This is a genomic window from Stenotrophomonas sp. GQ19 (assembly GCF_059758695.1).
On the sequence record NZ_JCAXES010000010.1, the window covers coordinates 181,682 to 204,117 of the forward strand.

Genomic DNA, 22,436 nt, shown 5'->3' on the forward strand with positions numbered 1-22,436 from the left:
AGCGCCATCGTCAGCCGATGGCATTGGTCAGGTCATACAGCGGCACCAGCACGGCGACGATTACCAGTCCGACCACCGATGCCAGCACCAGGGTGATCACCGGCACCATCGCCGACAACAGGCGGTCGATGGCGCGTGCGCTTTCCTGCTCGAAGGTGTCGGCGGTCTTGAGCAGCATGGTGTCCAGCGCGCCGGATTCCTCGCCCACCTGGATCATCTGCAGGGCCAGGCGGGGGAAGCGCTTGCCGCGCGCCAGCGACACCGACAGGCCGTTGCCGTTCTTGACGTCGTCGCTGGCCGCATCGACGTCGGCGGCCAGCGCGCGGTTGCCCAGCACGTTGCGCGCGATGCCCAGCCCGGCCAGCAACGGCACGCCGTTGCGCAGCAGGGTGCCCAGAGTGCGCGCCAGCCGCGCGGTTTCCAGTTTGGCCAGCAGCGGGCCGATACCTTTGCGCTGCAGCAGCCAGCCGTCCATCGCCAGGCGGAACGCCGGCTGGCGCAGCTTGCGTTCGATCACCAGCAACGCCAGCGCCGGCACCACGATCATCGCCAGCCAGCCATCGCGCACCACCAGCCCGGCGGCCAGCACCCACTGGGTGAACCACGGCAGGGCCACGTCCAGGCTTTCGTACATGAGCGCGAACTGCGGCACCACGTAGCCCAGCAGGAACAGCAGCGCGCCGCCGACCACCGCCAGCAGGATCGCCGGGTAGATCAACGCGTTGATCACCCTGCCCTTGAGTTCGGCGCTGCGCTCGAGGTACTCCGACAGGCGCTGCAGGGTGTCGTGCAGGCTGCCGCCGGCTTCACCGGCACGCACCATGTTGATGTACAGCCGCGAGAACAGCCCGTGCTGGCGTTCCAGCGCGGTGGACAGCGGCGCGCCGCCGCGCACCACGTCGCGGATGTCGGTGATGGCGCGACGGCTGCGCTCGTCTTCAGGCAGGTCCAGCAGGATGGTCAGCGCACGGTCCAACGGCTGCCCGGCCCCCAGCAGGGTGGCCAGCTGCTGGGTGAACTGCACCAGCGCGGCGCCGTCGAACGGCTTGCGTCGCAGCAGTGCGGCCCACGAGGTGGGCGTGGCCACGCCTTCGCTGGCCAGGCGCGCTTCCATCGGCAAGTGGCCCTGGTCCTGCAGGCGGGTGACCACGTCGGCCTCGCTGGCGGCCTCCATCTGCCCGTCGAACAGTTCGCCGTGCGCGTTGAGCGCCTTGTAGCGGTACAGCGCCATGCTCAGCGGCCCGCCGGCCAGGGACGATGCATGCGCATCAGGATTCCTCGGTCACGCGCAGGATTTCCTCCAGCGTGGTGTGGCCCTGCAATGCCTTGGCCAGCCCGTCCTCGTACATCGTGCGCATGCCGGCCGCGCGTGCGATCTGCTCGATCTCGCCCATGCCGGCGCGACGCATCACCGCGCGGCGCAGCTCGTCGTTCATCACCAGGAATTCCATGATGGTGGTCCGGCCAAGATAGCCGGTGGGCGCGATCGCCGAGGGCTGCGCGCGGTACAGGAAAATATCGCCCTGCGGCTGCAGGCGACGCAGGCCGAACTTCTCGATCTCCTCCGGTGAGGCCAGGTAACGCTGCGCGTGTTCGGGCTCCAGCCGGCGCACCAGGCGCTGGGCCAGGATGCCGTTGATAGTGGAGGTAAGCAGGTAATCTTCCACGCCCATGTCGAGCAGGCGGGTGATGCCGCCGGCGGCGTTGTTGGTGTGCAGCGTGGACAGCACGAGATGGCCGGTGAGCGCGGACTGGATGGCGATGCGCGCCGTTTCCAGGTCGCGCATTTCGCCGATCATGATGATGTCCGGATCCTGGCGCACGATGCTGCGCAGTGCGTGGGCGAAGTCGAGCCCGATCTGCGGCTTGGCCTGGATCTGGTTGATGCCTTCGATCTGGTACTCCACCGGGTCTTCCACGGTGATGATCTTGACGTCGGCGGTGTTGAGCTGGCTAAGCGCGGTGTACAGCGTCGTGGTTTTGCCCGAGCCGGTCGGGCCGGTGACCAGCAGGATGCCGTGCGGCTGCTCGAGTACCTTGCGGAACTGCGGCAGGAACGCATCGGTGAAGCCGAGCCGGTGGAAATCGAAGACGACGGTATCGCGATCGAGCAGGCGCATCACCACACTCTCGCCGTGCGCGGTGGGCACGGTGCTCACGCGCAGGTCCAGTTCCTTGCCCTGCACGCGCAGCATGATGCGACCGTCCTGCGGCAGGCGGCGTTCGGCGATGTTGAGCCGGGCCATGATCTTGACGCGGCTGATCACCGCGGCGGTGAGGTTGGCCGGCGGGCTTTCGCCCTCGATCAGCACGCCGTCGACGCGGTAACGCACCTTGAGGCGGTTTTCGAACGGTTCGATGTGGATGTCCGAGGCGCGCAGTTCGAAGGCGCGCTGGATCACCAGGTTGACCAGGCGGATCACCGGGGCCTCGGAGGCGAGGTCACGCAGGTGTTCGATGTCGTCGACCGCGCTGCCTTCGCCATCGGCGGTTTCGACGATCGCCCCCATCGCGCTGCGGCCCTGGCCGTACCAGCGCTCGATCAGGTCATCGATTTCCGAGCGCAGCCCGACATGCAGCCGCACCGGTACGCCCATCGCCAGACGCACGGCGTCGGCGGCATAAGGGTCCTGCGGGTCGCTGAGCCACAGGTCCAGCACGCCATCGTGCAGGGCCAGCGGACAGACATGGAACTGCTTGAGGAAGCGCAACGACAGCGGCAGTGCATCGAGCAGCGATTCGGGGGCCACTTCGGGCACGGCACGCGCGTCGAGCAGGGCCAGCCCCAGCACCTCGGCGCTGGCCTGGGCGTGGTCGCGTTCGGACACCAGGCCCAGCCGCACCAGCAACTGCAGCAGGCTGCCGCCGGATTCGCGGTGCAGCGGACGTGCTCGGGCCAGGTCGCCTTCCTTCAGGCGCCCGTTGCGCAGCAACGCTTCGACGATGCGGGTTTCCGCAGTGGTTTCTGCAGTGGGATCGTGGGCAACCGCGTTCACGAAGCTCTCCTGGCGACCGCATGACTTTAGCAGTTCGGCGGGTCGCTTTACGTGCCGGTGCGATGTGAAATCGACACAGCCCGCAGGACCGCCGTATGCCCGGGTAAATGGCGACAGGCATGACCAGGGAAAGACAACGCATCCACACGGGGGTAGAGCCACCCCATGGGTGGCTGCGCGTGGTGCACGATCAGCGCGGCAGCCACCCATGGGGTGGCTCTACCCGGAGGATGATCGCCCAAAAAAATGGGGAGCCGATCACAGGATCGGCTCCCCAAGAACCACACACCCGTTACTGGTTGGCGATGACGCTGACGCCGCTGAACGCGGACTCGCCGACCAGCTTGATGTAGTACGTGCCCGCCACCGGCGCGGTGAAGCGTACGGTTTCACTGTTGCCCGGGCGGGTCGACTTGGCGTCGAACACCGTCGCGGTCGGCTCCTTGCCCTGGCTGACGTACACCGACACGTTGCCGCTGCCGCCGTAGGTGAGCAGGCTCAGCACCTTGCCGGCCTGCGCGTCGAAGCTGTACAGCACTTCGCTGCCACCGGCACCGCTCAGACCGCCCACGGCCACCTTGTTGGTCAGCGGGATCGCGGTGGGACCGCAGTTCTCGGTGCACTCTTCCTCAAGCGCCTTGGCCAGCGCGGCCTTGGCATCGACGATGCCGGTGCCGATCGGGGTGGCCGCCGGGATGGTCACCGGGAACTTGCGCGCGGTTTCCTTGAGCAGGGTTTCCAGCTGGGCCGGGGTGAACGCGTCGCGGTTGTTGGCGATGCGTGCGCTCTGCACCAGGGCTGCCACCGCCGCCACGTGCGGCGAGGACATCGAGGTGCCGCCCTTGCCGCCGTAATCGGAGGTCCCCAGTTCCGGCGAGGTGGTGCTGCTGGAAATGGCCTGCCAGATGTAGCCGCCCGGATTGCCGTCGACGCTGCCACCGCCACCCGGGGCCGACAGATCCACCGCCGCGCCGTAGTTGGAGTAGTAGGTGATGCCGCCGGTGATGCGCGTGGCGCCCACCGCAACGACGTTGTTGCAGTTGGCCGGACGTGCATTGGAGACGTTGCCGCCCGCGTTGCCTGCCGCCACCACCACCAGCGTGCCACGCGACACCGCACCGTTGATCGCGGCCTGGTAGACCGGGTCGCAGGCGCCGCTGCCGCCCAGGCTCATGTTGATGATCTCAGCCGGGTTGGCGTTGGCCGGAATGCCCGCCACGGTGCCGCCCGAGGCCCAGGTGATGGCATCGGCGATGTCTGCCAGACTGCCGCCGCACTTGCCGAGCACGCGCACCGGCAACACCTTCGCCTTGTACGCGACGCCGGCCATGCCGACGCCGTTGTTGGTGGCTTCGGCCACCGTGCCGGCCACGTGGGTGCCGTGCCAGGAGCTGTCTTCGGCCAGCGAGCCGGTGTAGCACTCGTTGTCGTTCTCCACCCAGTCGCCGTAATCCAGTGCACCCGGGACGCGGGCGTCGGTCGGGCGGCGCGAGGTTTCGGCATCGCTGATGAAGTCATAGCCTTCCAGCAGGTTGCCGCTGAAGTCTTCATGGTTGGGCAGGATGCCGGTATCGATCACCGCCACCACCACGCCCTCGCCCTGCGACACGTCCCACGCCGACGGCGCGTTGATGCCGCCGGTGGCGTTGCCGAAGTGCCACTGGTACTGCGCGTAGTACGGATCGTTGGGCACCAGCTGCTTGGTTTCGGTCGGCTTGGCGCGCAGGTCGGCGCGCTGCATGCGCGCATTGACCACGGCGTATTCCACGGTCGGGTCGGCCTTCAGTTCGGCCAGCACCTTCTGCAGTTCGGCATCGCCCAGGCGGCTCTGCAGGCGAATCAGGTCGGCACCCACGCCGAGCTTGCGCACCACCTGCGGGTTGAGCGCACCGGCGCGCGCCGTGCCACCGTTGAGGGTGGCGCGCGACAACGCCGAGTTGACCACCGCCAGCTTGGCCGAGCGGTCCGAGGCCGCGGCGCTGCCGGCGCGGTACTTGACGATGATGCCGTTGCTGCTCTGCTGCGCGGCAGTGGCCGGGCGCTTGGGTTCCTCGGTACGCGGGCTGGCGGCGAACGCCGAGCCGGCCGAGATCGACAGCAGCGCGGCTGCCAGCACGTTGATGCGAAGGTTCTGCTTACTGGTCACGTTGAAATCCTCTTCAAGGTCATGATCAAACGACTGTTCAGGCCAACATTCCATGCGAGTTCCCTGGCCGGCCCTGGCCAGGGTTCCCGTGACCCGCCCCCTCAGGCCTTGCATTGCTTGCAGCGTGGCCCCTACCAGGCCACGCCTTGCCACGTCTGCTTACCAGCCGAAGCCGGCACCCACGCCCACCGAGCTGTCATCGCTGCTGAAGGCACCGCCGATGGTCACCGTGGCACGCTCGCTGAGCGCACGTTGGTAGCCCAGCGACAACGCCGACTCCCCACCCTGGTAGCCCACGCCCACGCCCACCCGGTTCTGGGTGCGCACGCCGGCGGCGCTGGTGGCCATGTTGAGCATCGCCGCGCTCATCGCACCCTGGCGATCGATGCGACGGTCCTGGTGGCGCAGACGCTGGTCGATTTCTCCCTTGTAGATGTCGAAGCTGTCGGCCATCGCGCCGAAGCGCTGGTCGGTGTAGCTGTTGGCCGTTGCGATGCCGCCGTCCAGCTGGCCCTTGTTGACCGCATCGGTGGCCTGCGTGCCGGCGGCAACGTTGGCCACCTGGCGTTCGTTACCCACGCTGCCCACTGACACCGTATCGGCACGATCGGCAACCGAGCCCTGGCCCAGCGCGACCGAGTTGGCCGCTGTTGCGGTGGCGCCCTGGCCGATCGCGGTGGCCGAGGCCCCGCTGGCGACAGCGCCATCGCCCATGGCAACCGCGTTGACGGCGGTGGGTGCGGCGGCGACCGGTGCGTTGGCCACCTGCGCACCGCCCGCACTGGCGGCCGTGGGGGTGCCCTGCACGCTGGCAGTGGCCACGCGCTCGTCGGCCGTGGCCAGCGACGCACTGGCCACATTGGCCGACGGTGCCGCTGCGCTGCGTGCGCGCGCGTTGGACGAACCGGCCACGCGCTGGTCGAGGTCGCTGACCTTGCGGTCCAGTGCACCCAACGCGTCACCCACGTTGTTGTACGTGGTTCCCTGGATCACATAGTTGGGGGCCACGAACACACCCTGCATGCCCACGCTGGCACCACCGCCGAGGAAGCTGGCGGCATCGGACAGCGACTGGAACAGCTGGCCACCGTTGATGGCCTGGCGGCTGCCGGAAGCGATGGACCCGCTGCCCACGTTGTCCAGCACCGTGCCCTGCACACCGGACAAGGTGACCTTGTCGCGGCTGGCGTCGTCGTAGCTGAGCGCATTGGCGGTGACGGTTTCCACCGAGCCGATACGCTCGTCGATGTCACCCACACGGGTTTCCACCGCGCCCACGCGCTGGTTGGTGGTGTTGAGCTGGCCGCCGGTCACCGCATCGGTGCTGCCGGCAGCGATGCGGCCGGCCGCGACGTTGACGATGCGGCGCGTGGCCGGACCATCGGTGCCGTTGCCACCGCCCACCGACACCACGTTGGCTTCGACCGCACGTGCGCCTGCACCCAGTGCCACCGAACCGGCGCCGGACACGCCGGCCCCCGCGCCGATGGCGATGCTGCCGGCGCCGTTGCTGGCGAAGGCGCCGTTGCCGATGGCCACGCCGTTGGTGGCGTTGGTGGAGGCCGAGCGGCCGATCACGGTGCTGTTGTCACCCCGTGCCGATGCATCGGCGCCGATGGCCGTGGCACCCGTGGCCGAGGCCACCGATGCCGCGCCCAGAGCGCTGCTGCGGTTGCCGCTGGCGGCAGCGCCCGACCCGGCGGCGAGCGCATCGCTGCCGCTGGCGGTGGCCACGCCGGTGCCGCTGGCCTGGAAGTGCTTGCCGACCGCATCGGCGGTGGCCGCCACGCTGTCCAGCTGCGCCTTGTTCACCGCGTCGTTGGCGTTCACTGCCGCACCGACGTTGGTGATGCGGCGCGTGGCCGGACCGGTGGTGCCGTTACCGCCACCGACCGAGACCACGTTGGCTTCGCTGGTGCGTGCACCGGCGCCCAGCGCGACGCTGCCGGCGCCACTGGCCGAGGAACTCTTGCCCACTGCCGTGGCATTGAGGCCGCTGTAGGCGTAGCTGTCCTGACCGATCGCGGTGGAGCCGACCGAGGTGGCCCACGCCAGCTGGCCGACAGCGGTGGTCTGCGCCGCGGTGGCCCAGGCATTGGAACCGGCGGCCACGCTGTTGGCGCCGCTGGCCTGCGAGGCATAGCCGATGGCGTTGGCGTAGGCACCGGATGCGGTGCTGCCCCAACCCAGTGCGGAAGCGTAGTCGCCGCTGGCTTCGGCGCCGTAGCCGAGCGCGGTGGTCCGCACCCCGCTCGCCGCGCTGAACGCGCCCACTGCGGTGCTGTAGTCGCTGCCCGCTTCGGCGCTGTAGCCGAACGCCGCCGACTGCAGCCCGGCCGAGGTGGCGCCGGCGCCGCTGGCGGTGCTGAACACCCCGGTGGCCTGCGCACCGGCACCGAGCGCGGTGGCGCCGGTACCGCTGGCGCTGGTGGCCTTGTCCAGGATCACGTTGCCGTTGGCATCTTCGTAGTACAGCGCGCCACCGATGGCGGTGGCCGAATCGGCGGTGGCCGAGGCGTTGAAACCGGACGCCGACGCATTGCGACCGGAGGCCAGCGCGCCGCTGCCATAGGCCGATGCCCCGGTGCCGAACGCGTTGGCGGCTTCACCGGCGGCGGTGGCGTAGGCGCCATCGACATAGGCACCCACGTCATCGCCGTTGCCGCTGCCGGATGCCTTGAACTGGCGGTTGGTCTGCTCGGCAACCTCGGCCACGGCGCTCAACTGGTTGACGTTGACCGCATCGGTGCCTTCGGTACCGTCGGCCACGTTGGTGATCTGGCGCTGCGCAGTGGCCGTACCCACCGAGACCGTGTTGTCACGTTCGGCCGACGAACCGGCGCCCAGCGCGACGCTGTTGACGCCTTCGGCGATGGCGTTGGCACCCAATGCGGTGCTGTTGGCCGCATCGGCCCACGAGTTCCAGCCGATCGCGGTGGCGTAGTCGTCGGTTGCCCATGCACCGGCACCGAACGCCGCCGCACCGGTGCCGCTGGCACGGGCCGGCAGCAGGCCGAAGAAGGTCGAGCCACCGATGGCCACGCTTTCATCGCCGGTCGCTTCGCTGGATTCACCCAGCGCCACCGAACTGGCACCGGAGGCCGTGGCCGACGTACCGACGGCGGTAGCCAGGGCGTTGGATGCGATCGCGCCGTAGCCCAATGCGTTGGACAGGCGCCCGGTGGCTTCGCTGTAGCTGCCGAACGCCGAGGCGCCCGCATCCGAGGCGGTGCTGCGGAAGCCGGTCGCGGTGGCCTGCTGGCCACTGGCCGACGACTCGAAGCCGTTGGCGGTGGCATAGGCGCCGCTGGCGATGGCACCGCCACCGACCGCGCTGGCACCGATCTCGCTGGCGCTGGCGTTGCTGCCCAGCGCCACGCTGTTCTCGCCCGTGGCCTGCGCATTGCTGCCCACTGCCGCAGCGCCATCGGCGCTGGCCAGTGCGTTGGTGCCCACCGCCGTGCTGCTGGCGGCCAGCGCATTGGCGCCGGCACCCAGTGCGGTGGCACCGTCGCCGATCGCATTGGCGGCTTCACCGGCGGCCAGGGCGTCGTCGCCTTCCACGTAGGCACCGGCATCGCTGTTGTCGCTGCCACTGGCCTGGAAGTACTTGCTGGTGGCTTCGCCCGCGGCGGCCACCGCGTTCAACTGGTTGAGGTTGACCGCGTCGGTGCCTTCGGTACCGGCGGCGACGTTGGTGATCTGGCGCTGCGCATCGGCACTGCCCACCGACACGCTGTCGTCGCGGTCGGCGATGGAATCGGCACCGAGGGCCACGCTGTTTTCACCACTGGAGGTGGCGGCGTTGCCGAGCGCGGTGCTGTTCACGCCCGGCGACCACGCCCCGCCGCCCACGGCGGTGGAGTAGTTGCCCGAGGCTTCGGTGGCCAGCAGGCCGAACAGCGAACCACCCACGGCCACGCTGTTGGTGCCGGTGGCCAGGCTGCCCTGGCCGGTGGCGGTGCTGTACGCCCCGGAGGCTTCGGCATCGCCGCCGACGGCCACGCTGTTGGACCCGGTGGCCTGGGCGAAACTGCCCAGTGCGGTGGCGTTGAAGGCGCTGGCCACGGCCAGGCCGCCGATGGCGGTGGTGTAGCCGGCGGTGGCTTCAGAACCGAAGCCGTAGCCAGCCGACAAGGTGCCGCTGACCACGCTTTCGGAGCCCACGGCGGTCGCACCCTGGCCGCTGGCGCTGCTGTAGTAGCCCAGCGCCACCGACTCTTCGCCGGCCGCGTCGGACAACGCACCGCCGGCAAAGCTGCCCGCACCGGATGCGACGCTGGCCGCACCGGTGGCGGTGCTCTGCTCGCCGGAGGCCTCGCTTTCGGCGCCGGTGGCGGTGGCGTATTCGCCGCTGGCCTGCGCATTGGCGCCCACGGCGATCGCGTTGGCACCGCTGGCCAGCGCATTGAAGCCCACCGCACTGGCGTTGTCGGCCAGTGCGAACGCGCCGCTGCCCAGCGCGGTGGCGCCGCTGCCGGCAGCGAAGCTGGCCGAGCCCACGGCGGTGGCGTAATCGCCATCGGTGGCCGCGTTGGAACCGGCGGCCACGCTTTCCTCGCCACCGGCCACGGCCACGCCGTCACCGCTGGCCTGGAACTGCGCGGTGGCGTCGGTGAGCTGGTCCAGGTTCACCGCATCGGTGCCCTGGGTACCGGCGGCGACGTTGGTGACCTGGCGCTGGCGGGTGCTGCTGCCCACCGACACGGTGTAGGCACGGTCGGCGACCGAACCGGCGCCGAGTGCCACCGCATTGGACGCGCTGGCGTTGCTGCCGGCGCCGATGCCGATCGCGCTTTCACCGCCGGCCACCACGTTGGTGCCGATGGCGATGGTGTTGATGCTGTTGCCCAGCGCCTGGAAGCCGACCGCGACGCTGTTGTCGCCGTAGCCGAACGCCCCCCGGCCCAGCGCAGTGGCGCTGCTGCCGCGGGCCCAGCTGTTGTAGCCGATCGAGGTGGAACCGGTGCCGCTGGCCCACGCCGACTGACCCACCGCGGTGCCGTTGGCCGCGGTGGCCCAGGCGCTGGCGCCGAACGCGGTGGCACCGTCTTCGGTGGCCCATGCATAGGCGCCGGTGGCAGTGGTTTCCTCGCCGCTGGCGAAGGCGTTGTCGCCCTGCGCAACGCTGTAGTCGCCGGTGGCGCGCGCCTTGTAACCGGCGGCCAGGCTGTTGTTGCCGGTGGCCTGCGCGCCGCTGCCGAACGCGTTGCTGGTGGTACCGGTGGCCAATGCCCCCGCACCCACGGCCACCGCATCCTGGGCCGCGGTGGTGCCTACCTTGACGGCGTTGCCGTCGGCATCGACCAGCGGCTGGTTGAACTCGTCATAGGCCTGGCCGAGACCGCCGATGGCGACGCTGCCGTTGCCGTTGGCGCTGACGTTGCGGCCCACGGCCACGGTGTCATCGCCCAGCGCGTTGGCCCCGTTGCCGAGTGCGGCCGCACCGGCGCCCAGCGCATTGCTGGCTTCGCCCGCGGCGAGTGCGCCGTCGCCGTCGGCAAAGGCGCCCACGTCGCTGTCATCGGACCCATTGGCCTTGAAGCGGCTGGCGGTGACGTTGGCCACCTGGGCCACGCCATCCAGCTGCGCCTTGTTTACCGCATCGGTGGCGTCGGTACCGGCCGCCACATGGGTGATCTGGCGTTCGTTGCCGACATCGCCCACCGAGACGGTATTGGCGCGGGTGGCGGTGGAATTGGCGCCCAGCGCGACGCTGTTGGCGCCGCGTGCGGTGGCGTAGAAACCGACCGCGGTGCTGAGTTCGCCGCTGGCCCAGGTTTCCGCGCCCAGCGCGGTTGCACCCTCACCCGGCGCGTAGGCGAAGTAGCCCACGGCGGTGGCTTCGGTGCCCGACGCTTCGGTCAGGGTACCGTTGGCGGTGGCGTAATCGCCGCTGGCGATGGCGCCGGCGCCCACGGCGGTCGCCGCTTCACCGCTGGCCTGGGTCTGCACGAAGAAGCCCAGGCCCGGCAGCAGGTCGGCGGGGCCGCCGATGGCGGTGCTGCTGTTGCCGGTGGCCACGCTCTGCGTGCCGACGGCGGTGGAGTAGTCGCCGATGGCGTTGGACACCGCGCCGAAGGCGGACGACTGCGCGCCGCCGGCGTACGCGCCGACACCGTAGGACGACGAGGCGAAGCCCGACGCTTCGGCACTGGCACCCACCGCGGTACCGCCGACGCCGGCGCTGGTGGCACCGGTATCGACCGGCACGCCGCCATTGGTGATCAGCGGGTTGCCATCGGCATCCACCGCCGCGCCACCGACCGCCACGCTGCCCGGGCCGTTGGCCTGCGCGTTGTTGCCGAAGGCGGCGCTGTTCTGGCCGTTGGCCACGGCATTGAAGCCGACCGCCGTGGCGTTCTGCGCCACCGCCGTGGCACCGCTGCCCAGCGCGGTCGCACCGTTGCCGAGTGCGTTGGACGCTTCACCGATGGCGGTGGCGTTGTCGCCGTCGGCGTATGCGCCGGCATCGCTGTCGTCGCTGCCGGTGGCCTGGAAGTACTTGCTGGTGGTGGCCGCCACTTCGCCCACGGCATCCAGCTGGGATTTGTTCACGGCATCGTTGGCGTCGGTGCCATCGGCCACGTTGGTGATCTGGCGGCGCAGGCCGGTTTCGCCGTTGCCCACGGACACCGTGTCGATGCGATCGGCGTAGGAGCCGGCGCCGAGCGCCACGCTGCCCACGGCCACGGCCGCGGAATTGGACCCGAGCGCAGCGCTGAAATCGGCCACGGCCACGCTGAACGCGCCGACCGCCACCGAGGCTTCACCGCCGCTGCCGGCGCCACGGCCGAGCGAGGTGCTGCCCGCGCCGATGGCCAATGCGCCGCCACCAATGGCGGTGGCACCGTCGGCGCTGGCTTCGGCCAGGCCGCCAATCGCGGTGGCCGCACCGTTCTCGCTGGCGGCCAGTGCATGTGCGCCCAGCGCTACGTCGCCCAGGCCGAAAGCGGCGGCGCTCTGCCCCACCGCCGTGCTGGCGTCACCGAAGGCCAGCGTGTTCTGGCCGAAGGCGCTGGCGCCCAGGCCGGCCGCAATGGCCTGGCTGCCGGTCGCCGTGGTGGCATTGGCCAGCGCCTGGCTGCCCTGCCCCACGGCGGTGGCGCCGTCGCCCTCGGCGTTGGCACCGGCACCGGCGGCAAGCGCGCCGTCACCGTCGATCGTGGCCGCGTCGCTGTTGTTGCCTGCGCCGTCTGCCTTGAAATAGCGGGTCGCGCCTTCGGCAGCGACTGCAACCTTGTCCAGCTGGGCCTTGTTCACCGCATCGGTGGCGGCGGTGCCGGCGGCCACGTTGGTGACCTGGCGCTCCTTGCCGGCGTCACCCACCGACACCGTGTTGACGCGGTTGGCCTTGGAGCCGGCACCGAGCGCGACGCTGTTGTTGGCCGACGCGGTGCTGTTGCTGCCGATGGCCACCGCATTGCTGCCGGTCGCGCTGGCGCTGCCATCCACCACGCAACTGTCGAGGATCTTGCTGTTGAGCACGACGCAGTTGGCATTGCCGCCCACTTCCACCGACTGCGCCAACGCCGCCGGCGCGAGCCCTGCCATGCCCAACCCGAGTGTCAACGCGATGGCACCCGACAGCAGCGACGAGGCGCGCGTGTCGGTGGATCGTCGCTGGTCGATGACCACGCCGGCAGACTGGCTGGTGGCCAATTCCGAGGCGACAACCATCTGCCCCAGTGCTTTGTTCCAGACCTTGCGATAAATCCGATTCATCGATGCGACTCCTGAGTGGGCTGGTTTTGGGCAAAGCGACGCCAACGCCGGACCGTGTGGTCCAACGTCCCCTGGGGGCGTTTACTCGCTTGATTTACTGCGTTGCGCCGAATGGCTTGCTACAGAAGTACAGCCGACTCGCCATCCATGCGGTTACTGCAGAACTGAACGCTTTCGAAATGAGGATGCAGTGTTAACGTACAGTTTCAGGAACGTCAAGACTTTGACGTAGAAAAACTTCCGACAGCGATCTGCGTCACAAAACCGACGAGAAACATGCTGATTACGTTAGTTTCATGTGAGTAATGGCTATAACGCGTTTTCACGTTGTAACGCGCTGTAACTCCTTGCTGCCGATCATTTTCCATTCCGCATAAAAGAAAACCGCCGGCAGTGCCGGCGGTTTCTTCACGCGATTTTCACCGCATCGACAACAGTGACGTGCGCAGTATCAGCCGCACCATACGCGTGCGTTGCGGAACATCCGCAGCCACGGCGAGTCACCCTGCCACTCACTCGGACGCCAGCTCAGATTGAGCGCGCGCGGGGTGCGCTCGGGGTGCGGCATCATGATGGTGACGCGGCCGTCGCTGGTGGTCAGGCCGGTGATGCCGTCCGGCGAACCGTTCGGGTTGAGCGGGTACTGGGTGGCCACGTTGCCATCGCCATCCACGTAGCGCAGCGAGACGCGTGCGGCGGCCTGGTCCACGGCGGTGGCGAACACCGCCTGGCCTTCGCCATGGGCCACCGCGACCGGCAGGCGCGAGCCGGCCATGCCACGCAGCAGGATCGACGGCGACTCCACCACTTCCAGCAGCGCGGTACGCGCTTCGAACTGCTCGCTGCGGTTGCGGCGGAACTGCGGCCAGTGCTCGGCACCGGGGATGATGTCCTTGAGCTGGCTCATCATCTGGCAGCCGTTGCACACGCCCAGGGCGAAGCTGTCGTCACGCGCGAAGAACGCGGCGAAGGCATCGCGCAGTGCGCTGCGTTCCAGCACCGAAGTGGCCCAACCGCGGCCAGCCCCCAGCACGTCGCCGTAGCTGAAGCCACCGCAGGCGACCAGACCGGTGAAATCGGACAGCGCGACGCGGCCTTCGATCAGGTCGCTCATGTGCACATCGAACGAACTGAAGCCGGCACGTTCGAAGACGTTGGCCATTTCAATCTGGCCGTTGACGCCCTGCTCGCGCAGCACCGCCACGCGCGGGCGCGCGCCGGTGTTGATGAACGGGGGTCGCTCCTGCGCATCCTGCGCCCGCGACACTGGTACATCCATGTACGGCGGTCGCTCCTGCGCATCCTGCGCCCGCGACACTGGTACATCCATGTACGGCGCCGCCACGTCTTCATTTATATCGAAGGTCAGCTTCGGCTTCAGGCCCGGCGCGTTGAAGTTGCGCGCGATCGCACGCTCCTGGTCGGCGTTGTCGGGGTTGTCGCGCAGCTTCTGCATGGCGTGGGTGACCGACCACCAGGCATCGAACAGCGCCTCCCAGCGCCACTCGACCAGGCTTTCGCCCTGCAGCGAGACACGCACCACCGGGGCGGTGGTCGGACGCGCGATGCGCTGCGCGCATTCGGTCAGTGCATGCCGCTCGACCAGATCGGCGAACGCAGCACGGTCTTCCTTGGCGATCTGCACCACCGCACCCAGTTCTTCATTGAACAGGCTGCGGAACGGATCATCGCCCCAGGCATCCAGGGTGATGTCCAGGCCCAGGCGCGAGGCGAACGCCATTTCGCAGAGCGCGGCGAAGGCACCGCCGTCGCTGCGGTCGTGGTAGGCCAGCAGCAGGCCGGCCTGGCGCGCATCGCGGATCAGTTCGAAGAACGCGCGCAGGCGCTGCGCATCGTCCAGGTCCGGCACGGCGCCGGCAAACGCCGGCAGGTCGCTGTGGTCGGCATGCACCTGGGCCAGGATCGAACCGCCCAGGCGCTGCTTGCCCGCGCCCAGGCCGATCAGCCACAACTCGCTGTCGGTGTCGCGGTCCAGCAGCGGGGTGAGCTGCGCGTTGGCATCGGCCACCGGCGCGAATGCGGAGATCACCAGCGAGACCGGCGACACCGACTTGTGCGCCTGGCCATCGGCGTGCCACTGCGCCTGCATCGACAGCGAGTCCTTGCCGACCGGGATGCTCAGGTCCAGCTGCGGGCACAGTTCCATGCCCACCGCACGCACCGCGTCGTACAGCAGCGCGTCTTCGCCGTTGTGGCCGGCGGCGGCCATCCAGTTGGCCGACAGCTTCACCGTCTCCAGTGCATCCACCGGGGCGGCGCACAGGTTGGTGATCGCCTCGCCCACGGCCATGCGGGCCGAGGCGGCGGCATCGAGCAGGGCCAGCGGGGTGCGTTCGCCAATGGCCATCGCTTCACCGGCGACGGTGTCGAACCCGGCCAGGGTGATGGCGACGTTGGCCAGCGGCAGCTGCCACGGGCCGATCATCTGCTCGCGTGCGGTCAACCCGCCCACGCTGCGGTCACCGATGGTGACCAGGAAGTTTTTCGAGGCGACCGAAGGATGTGCCAGCACGCGCAGGCCCGCTTCATGCAGGTCCAGCCCGGCGGTCTTCAGCGCCGGCCAGCGCGGTGCGGGCGGGTGCGCGGTGTCGCGGTGCATCTTCGGCGCCTTGCCGAACAGCACGTCCATCGGCAGGTCGATCGGTGCATCGGCCGGGATGTTGCCCACGGTGGCGCCGTAGGCCACGACGAGCCGCTCTTCAGCGGTGGCGACGCCAACAGCGGCGAACGGGCAGCGTTCGCGCGTGCAGATCGCGGCGAACTCGGCCAGCCGCGCCTGCGGCACGCCCAGCACGTAGCGTTCCTGCGATTCGTTGCACCACAACTGCATCGGTGACAACGACGGGTCATCGGCGGGCACCTTGCCCAGGTCGATCACACCGCCCACGCCGGAGTCGTGCAGCAGCTCGGGAATCGCGTTGGACAGACCGCCCGCGCCCACGTCATGGAACCAGCGGATCGGGTTGTCCAGGCCAAGCGCCACGCAACGGTCGATCACTTCCTGGCAGCGACGCTCCATTTCCGGGTTGTCGCGCTGCACGCTGGCAAAGTCGAGGTCTTCGGCGCTTTCACCGGAGGCCACCGAACTGGCGGCACCGCCGCCCAGCCCGATCAGCATGGCCGGGCCACCCAGCACGATCACCGCATCGCCCGGCTGCAGGGTCAGCTTTTCGACCTGGTTCTGGTCGATGGCGCCCAGGCCGCCGGCGAGCATGATCGGCTTGTCGTAGGCGCGGGTCAGGCCCTGCCCTTCGGGCAGCTCGAAGCTGCGGAAGTACCCCAGCAGATTGGGGCGGCCGAACTCGTTGTTGAAGGCGGCGCCGCCCAGCGGGCCGTCCAGCATGATGTCCAGCGCCGGAGCCATGCGCGGGTTCAGCGCGCGCGGCGCTTCCCACGGCTGCGGCAGCGTCGGGATGCGCAGGTGCGAGACCGAGAAGCCGGTCAGGCCGGCCTTCGGCTTGCCGCCGCGGCCGGTGGCGCCTTCGTCGCGGATTTCACCGCCGGCACCGGTCGACGCGCCCGGGAACGGGGCGATCGCGGTGGGATGGTTGTGGGTTTCCACCTTGATGCAGAACGCCGAATCGACCACCGCTTCGCTGCGGTACTGGCCACTGGCCGGATCGGGGCGGTAGCGCGACGCAGGCAGGCCGGCAACCACCGCGGCGTTGTCGCTGTACGCGCTCAACGTGTGCTGCGGGGTCTGCTGGTGGGTGTTCTTGATCATGCGGAACAGCGAATGCGGCTGGTCGGCGCCGTCGATGGTCCAGCTGGCGTTGAAGATCTTGTGGCGGCAGTGCTCGGAATTGGCCTGCGCGAACATCATCAGTTCCACGTCCGACGGCTTGCGGCCCAGTTCGCCGAAGCGCTGGCGCAGGTAGTCGATCTCGTCCTGGGCCATGGCCAGGCCGAGGCGGCGGTTGGCCGCTTCCAGGTCCTCCAGCGCGATGCGTTCCAGTTCACCCCGGGCCGGTGCGCTGAACAGCGCCTGGGCCTGGTCTGCCTGGTCCAGCACCGACTGGGTCATCGGGTCGTGCAGCGCGCGCATCACCGCCGCCTGGGCGGCGGCATCGGCCGGCCACCCGGTCAGGTCGATGCGCAGGCCGCGCTCCACCCGGCGGATCGGCTGCCCGGCACCGCGCACCAGCTCGGTGGCCTTGCTCGACCACGGCGACAAGGTGCCCAGGCGCGGGACCACGAAGCGCGATACCGCCCCCGCTTCCTGCCCGGCCAGTACCGGCTGGGCTTCCAGGATCCGGCTCAGGATCGCCGGGTCCGGGGCCGCATCGCCCTCGGTCTGGATGAAGTAGACATGCCAGGCACCGGTGATGCGCAGATCGGCGGCCAGGGACTGCAGGCGGGATTCAAGACGTTCGCGGCGGAACGGCGAAAGGGCGGATGCGCCCTCGAGGACCATCATGTCCGGGGAACCGTGGTTGGGAACGGGGCCCACCATTGTACCGAAGTCGGCCGCCGGGGCTTGGCGGGCGGTCAGCACGGCCGCGCCGTCTTCACGGCCGAACCTTGCGCTGGCTCACGGATTGGCGGACGAATGCATGACAACGTTGTCCTCGCCTGCCCGGCACCCCTGCCGGTCAGGCCCTCGTCCGCCCCCACTGCTGTTGCCGGCCTCTCTCACCGGCGCCCGGACCTGCTGCACGCGGGCCGCCCCACCCGGCGGCCCGCGCCCATCACTAGATCGGAGTAAGACCATGCCTGACCCGATGATGCGCAGTGCGGTGACATCGATATCCTCCCAGCCAGCGGCCCGCCACAAACGCTGGCTGCTTGCCTTGGCCCTGGCGGCGGCCGCCACGCCGAGCCTGGCGCTGGCCGCCAACTGTACCGGCGCGCCGGAATGGAACGGCGCGGTGATCTACCTCGCCGGTACCACCCTGCAGAAAGGGGGCGTGCTGTACCGGGCCAACCAGGACATCTGGAATGCGCCGCCCGACCACCCGGCCGGCGCGCCCTACTACACCAACCTGGGCGCCTGCGATGGCAGCGGCAGCAACCAGCCGCCCACCGTCAGCCTGACCTCGCCCAGCGCCGGAGCCAGCTTCACCGCCGGCAGCAGCATCACCGTCAGCGCCAACGCCGCCGACAGCGACGGCAGCGTCAGCAAGGTCGAATTCTTCCGCGGCGGCACCTCGCTGGGCATCGACACCAGCGCGCCCTACAGCGTGACCTGGGCCAATGCATCGGCCGGCAGCCACACCTTCAAGGCGGTGGCCACCGACAACAACAACGCGGTGACGTCCTCGGCCACGGTCAGCGTGACCGTCACCGCCGCCAGCAACGACACCACCCCGCCCAGCGTGCCCGGCGGCCTGGCCTCGCCGTCCAAAACCGCCACCACGGTCAACCTGGCCTGGAGCGCAGCCACCGACAACAGCGGCGGCAGCGGCGTGGCCGGCTACGACGTGTACCGCAACGGCAGCCTGGTCGGCTCGCCCAGCGCCACCCAGTACACCGACGGCGGGCTCACCGCCAGCACCGCCTACACCTACACCGTGCGTGCCCGCGACAACGCCGGCAATGCCTCGGCGCAGAGCGGCTCCATCAGTGTGACCACCGCGGCCGGCGGCGGTGGCGGCGGCAACAAGCGGGTGATCGGCTACTTCACCCAGTGGGGCATCTACGGGCGCAACTACCGGGTCAAGAACATCGACACCAGCGGTTCGGCGGCCAAGCTGACCCACATCAACTACGCCTTCGGCAACGTGCGCAACAACCGCTGCGAAGTGGGCGTGACCCAGGCCTCCGACCCGAACACCGGCGTGGGCGGGGATGCGTTCGCCGACTACACCAAGGCCTTCGGTGCCGGCGAGAGCGTCAGTGGCGGTGCCGATACCTGGGACCAGCCGCTGCGCGGCAACTGGAACCAGCTCAAGCAGCTCAAGGCCAAGCACCCGAACGTGAAGGTGCTGATCTCGCTGGGTGGCTGGACCTGGTCGCGCGGCTTCTCCAGCGCGGCACAGCCGGCCAACCGCCAGGCCTTCGTGGCCTCGTGCGTGGATGCCTACATCAAGGGCAACCTGCCGGTGACCGACGGCGCCGGTGGCGTGGGCGCGGCGGCAGGCGTGTTCGACGGCATCGACATCGACTGGGAATACCCGGTGGCGTGCGGGCTGAGCTGCGGTACCCCGGCCGACAACGCCAACTACACCGCGCTGCTGGCCGAGTTCCGCCGCCAGCTCGATGCGGTGCGGCCCGGGCTGCTGCTGACCGTGGCGGTGGGCGCGGGGATCGACAAGATCCGTGTTACCGACCCGGCGGCGTACCACCCGTACCTGGACTTCATCAACGTGATGACCTACGACTTCCACGGTGCGTGGGATCCGCAGACCAACCATCACTCGGCGCTGTTCGACTCCCCGGCCGACCCGTCCATCGGTGACCAGAAGCTCTACAACAGCAACGATGCGATGGAGGCGTTCCTGAGCCGTGGCGTGCCGGCGTCCAAGTTGAACCTGGGCATCGGCTACTACGGGCGCGGCTGGACCGGCGTGGCCAGCGGCAACAACGGCCTGTACAAGAGCGCCAGCGGCGCGGCGCCGGGCACGTATGAAGCCGGCATCGAAGACTGGAAGGTGCTCAAGAACCTGACCTGGCCGGTCTACACCGACAACGTTGCCAAGGCCACGTGGATCTCCAACGGCACCACCTTCTGGAGCGTGGATACCCCGGCGATGGTCACCGAGAAGATGGGCTACGTGAAAGCCCAGGGACTGGGCGGCGCGTTCTTCTGGGAGTTCAGCGGCGATGACCCGCAGGGCACCCTGACCAAGGCCATCAGCGACGGGTTGAACTGACCCGTAGAGCGGGGCTCTGCCCCGCTGATCGATGACCACGTCATTGCAAACGTGCAGCCGGGCAGAGCCCGGCTCTACTGAAACGGTGACGTGCAGCCGGGCAGAGCCCGGCTCTACCCACCAAAAAAACGCCCCGGCATTGCCGGGGCGTTCTGGTTTCAGCGGCTGCCGCCGGCCGTGGTGCGCTCCAGCGCGGCCTTCAGCTGTGCCGGCGGCAGGTAGCCGCCCAGCTGGGTGCCATCGGCGGCGAAGATCGCCGGGGTGCCGTTCACGCCCATCTGCTGGCCCAGCGTGTACTGCATGGCCACCGGGTTGGTGCAGTTCTTCGGCGTCACCGGCTTGCCGGTCTTGGCCGCGGTGAGCGCCTGCTTGCGATCGGCGGCGCACCACACCGAAATCATGTCGGTGTAGTCCTGGCTGCCCAGGCCCATGCGCGGGAACGCGAGGTATTCCACGGTGATGCCGTTGCGGTTGAGCTCGGCGATGTCCTGGTGCAGCTTGCGGCAGTACCCACACTCGATATCGGTGAACACGCTGACGGTGTACTTGGCATTGGGCGCGGCGAACACGATGCGTTCGGCCTGCGGCACCTTCGCCAGCAGCTTCTGCCGGTATGCCAGCAGACCGGCACTGCTGACCGGCGCCTTGTTCTGGATGTCGTAGGGCTGGGACTGCATCAGATAGCGGCCGTCATCGGTGACGTACAGCACCTGCCCGCCCACCAGCACTTCGCGGAAGCCCGGGAACGGCGCGGCGCCGATGTAGTCCGGCGCGAACTTGGGATCCAGTTTCTGCAGTGCGCTGCGCACCCGCTCGTCGGCACTGCCGGCGGCAGGTGCCGCAGGCGTGGCGGCCGCGGCGGGGCTGGCGCCCTTGCTGGCGGCAGGCGCGGACGGTTGCTGCGCGCAGGCAGTCAGGCTGAGCGCGCCGAAGAGGGCGGCAATGGCAACACGGAGCATCGAGCAGTCCGTCAGGAAAGAAGGTAAGCGCGATTCTCGCACAGCCGCCCCGGCGCACAGCTGGACCGCAGCGAAACAGGGCGCCCCGCCGGCCCGCCCGCGAGGTCAGCCGCGCGGATGATGCCGGGCGTGCAGCTTCTGCAGGTGCTCACGCGCCACCAGCGTGTAGATCTGGGTGGTGGACAGCGAGCTGTGGCCCAGCAGCATCTGCAGCGCCCGCAGGTCCGCGCCGTGGTTGAGCAGGTGGGTGGCGAAGCTGTGGCGCAGCCCATGCGGGCTGATCCGCACCGGATCGATCCCGGCCAGCGCGGCGTACTTCTTCACCAGCGCCCAGAACTGCTGGCGGCTGAGCGGGTGCAGCGACGGTTCCAGGAACATCGGCACCGAGCCGTCGGCCCCGGCCGGGACCGCGCGCTTGCCGGCCAGCAGCGGCCGCGATTCGGCCAAGTAGCGCTCCAGCCAATGTTGGGATTCCTCGCCCAAGGGCACCAGCCGTTCCTTGCTGCCCTTGCCGGTCACCCGCAGCACGCCCTGGCGCAGGTTGACCGCATTGGCCGGCAGCTGCACCAGTTCGCTCACGCGCAGGCCGGCGGCGTACATCAGCTCCAGCATCGCCCGGTCGCGCAGGCCGAGGGGCGTGTCGATGTCCGGCGCATCCAGCAGTGCCTCGATCTGGCTTTCGGCCAGCGCCTTGGGCAGCAACCGCGGCAACCGCGGGGGATCCAGCAGCACGCTGGGGTCCTCGCTGCGCTGCCCGCGGCGCAGGGCATCGGCGAAAAACGCGCGCAGCGCCGACAGCAGGCGCGCGTTGCTGCGCGGCGACCAGCCGTGCCGTGCACGCCAGGCCAGGTAGTCGAACAGGCCGGCCCGGTCGATCGCTGCCAACCCGCCCGCGGCGCCATCGCGCCAGCGCGCCACGCCCTCCAGGTCACGTCGATAGCTGTCCAGGCTGGCCTGCGCCAGGCCCTGTTCGGCCCAGATCGCATCGAGGAAACGCTGGATCAGCACGTTGTCGGCATCGCGCAGCGGCGGCAGTTGCTGCACCAGTTGGCGGCGCAGCGCGGGGGTAGAGGCATCGGACATGCGACCAGCATACGGAGCCGAACACGGGGCGGCCATCGAACCGGCGCCATGGCGCAGGTATGCTCGGCCCATGGCCACCACCACCGCTCCCGCTGCCGCCACCGACCGCCCCGCCAGCCTGCTGCTGTGGCGCCTGCTGGCGCTGCTCTACGACCTGTTCCCCGCGCTGGCGCTGTGGATGCTGGCCGGCACGCTGTTCACCGTGGGCTACACGCTGTCCGGCCACGCCGAGCGCGACAACATCGCCCCCTTCAGCGCGCTGCAATGGTTGCTCTGGCTGTGCTGCTGGATCGTCACCGGCCTGTACGCCACCTTGAGCTGGCGCCGTGGCGGCCAGACCCTGGGCATGCGCCCGTGGCGCCTGCAGGTCACTAGCACCGACGGCACCGCCCCCACCCGCCGACAGTTGTGGCTGCGCTACGCCGTCGGCACCGTCTCGGTTCTGCTCGGCGGGCTCGGCCTGTGGTGGTCACTGATCGACCGCCAGCGCCTGACCTGGCACGACCGCGCCAGCGGCACACGCATGCGACGCCTGCCCAAGCGTTGACCGCAGTAGTGCCGGCCGTTGGCCGGCTCCCGATACCGCCGGACGCATCAGCGTAGTGCCGGCCGCTGGCCGGCTCCCGATACTGCCGGACGCATCAGCGTAGTGCCGGCCGCTGGCCGGCTCCCGATACCGCCGGACGCATCAGCG

At 69.4% G+C, this 22,436-nt stretch carries 9 protein-coding genes; 2 read left to right on the forward strand and 7 right to left on the reverse strand.

The annotated features are described in order from the left end of the window. Positions 1 to 10: 10 nt before the first annotated feature. The 5 genes from xpsF to purL form a co-directional block, all read right to left on the reverse strand. Complete coding sequence (xpsF, locus tag AC6CHL_RS17695) at positions 11 to 1,231, reverse strand: type II secretion system protein XpsF (protein WP_038690561.1); 1,221 nt, start codon at positions 1,229 to 1,231, stop codon at positions 11 to 13. Between the two features lie 37 nt (positions 1,232 to 1,268). Next, positions 1,269 to 2,996 carry a type II secretion system ATPase GspE gene (gspE, locus tag AC6CHL_RS17700; protein WP_038690563.1) on the reverse strand — a complete coding sequence of 576 codons (1,728 nt, stop codon included), beginning with the start codon at positions 2,994 to 2,996 and terminating at the stop codon, positions 1,269 to 1,271. 292 nt (positions 2,997 to 3,288) lie between these two features. After that, positions 3,289 to 5,142, reverse strand: a complete 1,854-nt coding sequence (locus tag AC6CHL_RS17705) for a S8 family peptidase (RefSeq protein WP_038692525.1) — start codon at positions 5,140 to 5,142, stop codon at positions 3,289 to 3,291. 159 nt (positions 5,143 to 5,301) lie between these two features. After that, entirely contained in the window at positions 5,302 to 12,867 is a 7,566-nt protein-coding gene (locus AC6CHL_RS17710) for an ESPR-type extended signal peptide-containing protein (RefSeq protein WP_498295570.1), read from the reverse strand. A gap of 451 nt (positions 12,868 to 13,318) precedes the next feature. Next, entirely contained in the window at positions 13,319 to 17,305 is a 3,987-nt protein-coding gene (gene purL, locus AC6CHL_RS17715) for a phosphoribosylformylglycinamidine synthase (RefSeq protein WP_498295571.1), read from the reverse strand. Between the two features lie 292 nt (positions 17,306 to 17,597). Here purL and AC6CHL_RS17720 point away from each other — a divergent pair, with 292 nt between their 5' ends. After that, positions 17,598 to 19,700, forward strand: coding sequence for a glycosyl hydrolase family 18 protein (locus AC6CHL_RS17720; protein WP_498295573.1), 2,103 nt, complete (start codon positions 17,598 to 17,600; stop codon positions 19,698 to 19,700). Between the two features lie 158 nt (positions 19,701 to 19,858). On the opposite strand, the gene AC6CHL_RS17725 is transcribed toward AC6CHL_RS17720, so the two are convergent. Beyond that, the gene (locus tag AC6CHL_RS17725; protein ID WP_038690571.1) at positions 19,859 to 20,659 is read right to left on the reverse strand and encodes a thioredoxin fold domain-containing protein; all 801 of its coding nucleotides are present in this window, start codon (positions 20,657 to 20,659) and stop codon (positions 19,859 to 19,861) included. A 105-nt stretch (positions 20,660 to 20,764) separates the two neighbouring features. Further along, positions 20,765 to 21,742 carry a site-specific tyrosine recombinase XerD gene (gene xerD / locus AC6CHL_RS17730; RefSeq protein ID WP_137191094.1) on the reverse strand — a complete coding sequence of 326 codons (978 nt, stop codon included), beginning with the start codon at positions 21,740 to 21,742 and terminating at the stop codon, positions 20,765 to 20,767. 70 nt (positions 21,743 to 21,812) lie between these two features. On the opposite strand from xerD, the gene AC6CHL_RS17735 reads away from it, so the two are divergent. Further along, complete coding sequence (locus AC6CHL_RS17735) at positions 21,813 to 22,289, forward strand: RDD family protein (protein WP_447591819.1); 477 nt, start codon at positions 21,813 to 21,815, stop codon at positions 22,287 to 22,289. Positions 22,290 to 22,436 lie beyond the last annotated feature (147 nt).

What these genes read in the sequence shown, in the direction of transcription:
- purL (WP_498295571.1), bottom strand. Translation starts at nt 17,305, where the DNA reads ATGATGGTCCTCGAGGGCGCATCCGCCCTTTCGCCGTTCCGCCGCGAA.
- AC6CHL_RS17710 (WP_498295570.1), bottom strand. Translation starts at nt 12,867, where the DNA reads ATGAATCGGATTTATCGCAAGGTCTGGAACAAAGCACTGGGGCAGATG.
- xpsF (WP_038690561.1), bottom strand. Translation starts at nt 1,231, where the DNA reads ATGGCGCTGTACCGCTACAAGGCGCTCAACGCGCACGGCGAACTGTTC.
- AC6CHL_RS17720 (WP_498295573.1), top strand. Translation starts at nt 17,598, where the DNA reads ATGCCTGACCCGATGATGCGCAGTGCGGTGACATCGATATCCTCCCAG.
- xerD (WP_137191094.1), bottom strand. Translation starts at nt 21,742, where the DNA reads ATGTCCGATGCCTCTACCCCCGCGCTGCGCCGCCAACTGGTGCAGCAA.
- AC6CHL_RS17735 (WP_447591819.1), top strand. Translation starts at nt 21,813, where the DNA reads ATGGCCACCACCACCGCTCCCGCTGCCGCCACCGACCGCCCCGCCAGC.
- AC6CHL_RS17725 (WP_038690571.1), bottom strand. Translation starts at nt 20,659, where the DNA reads ATGCTCCGTGTTGCCATTGCCGCCCTCTTCGGCGCGCTCAGCCTGACT.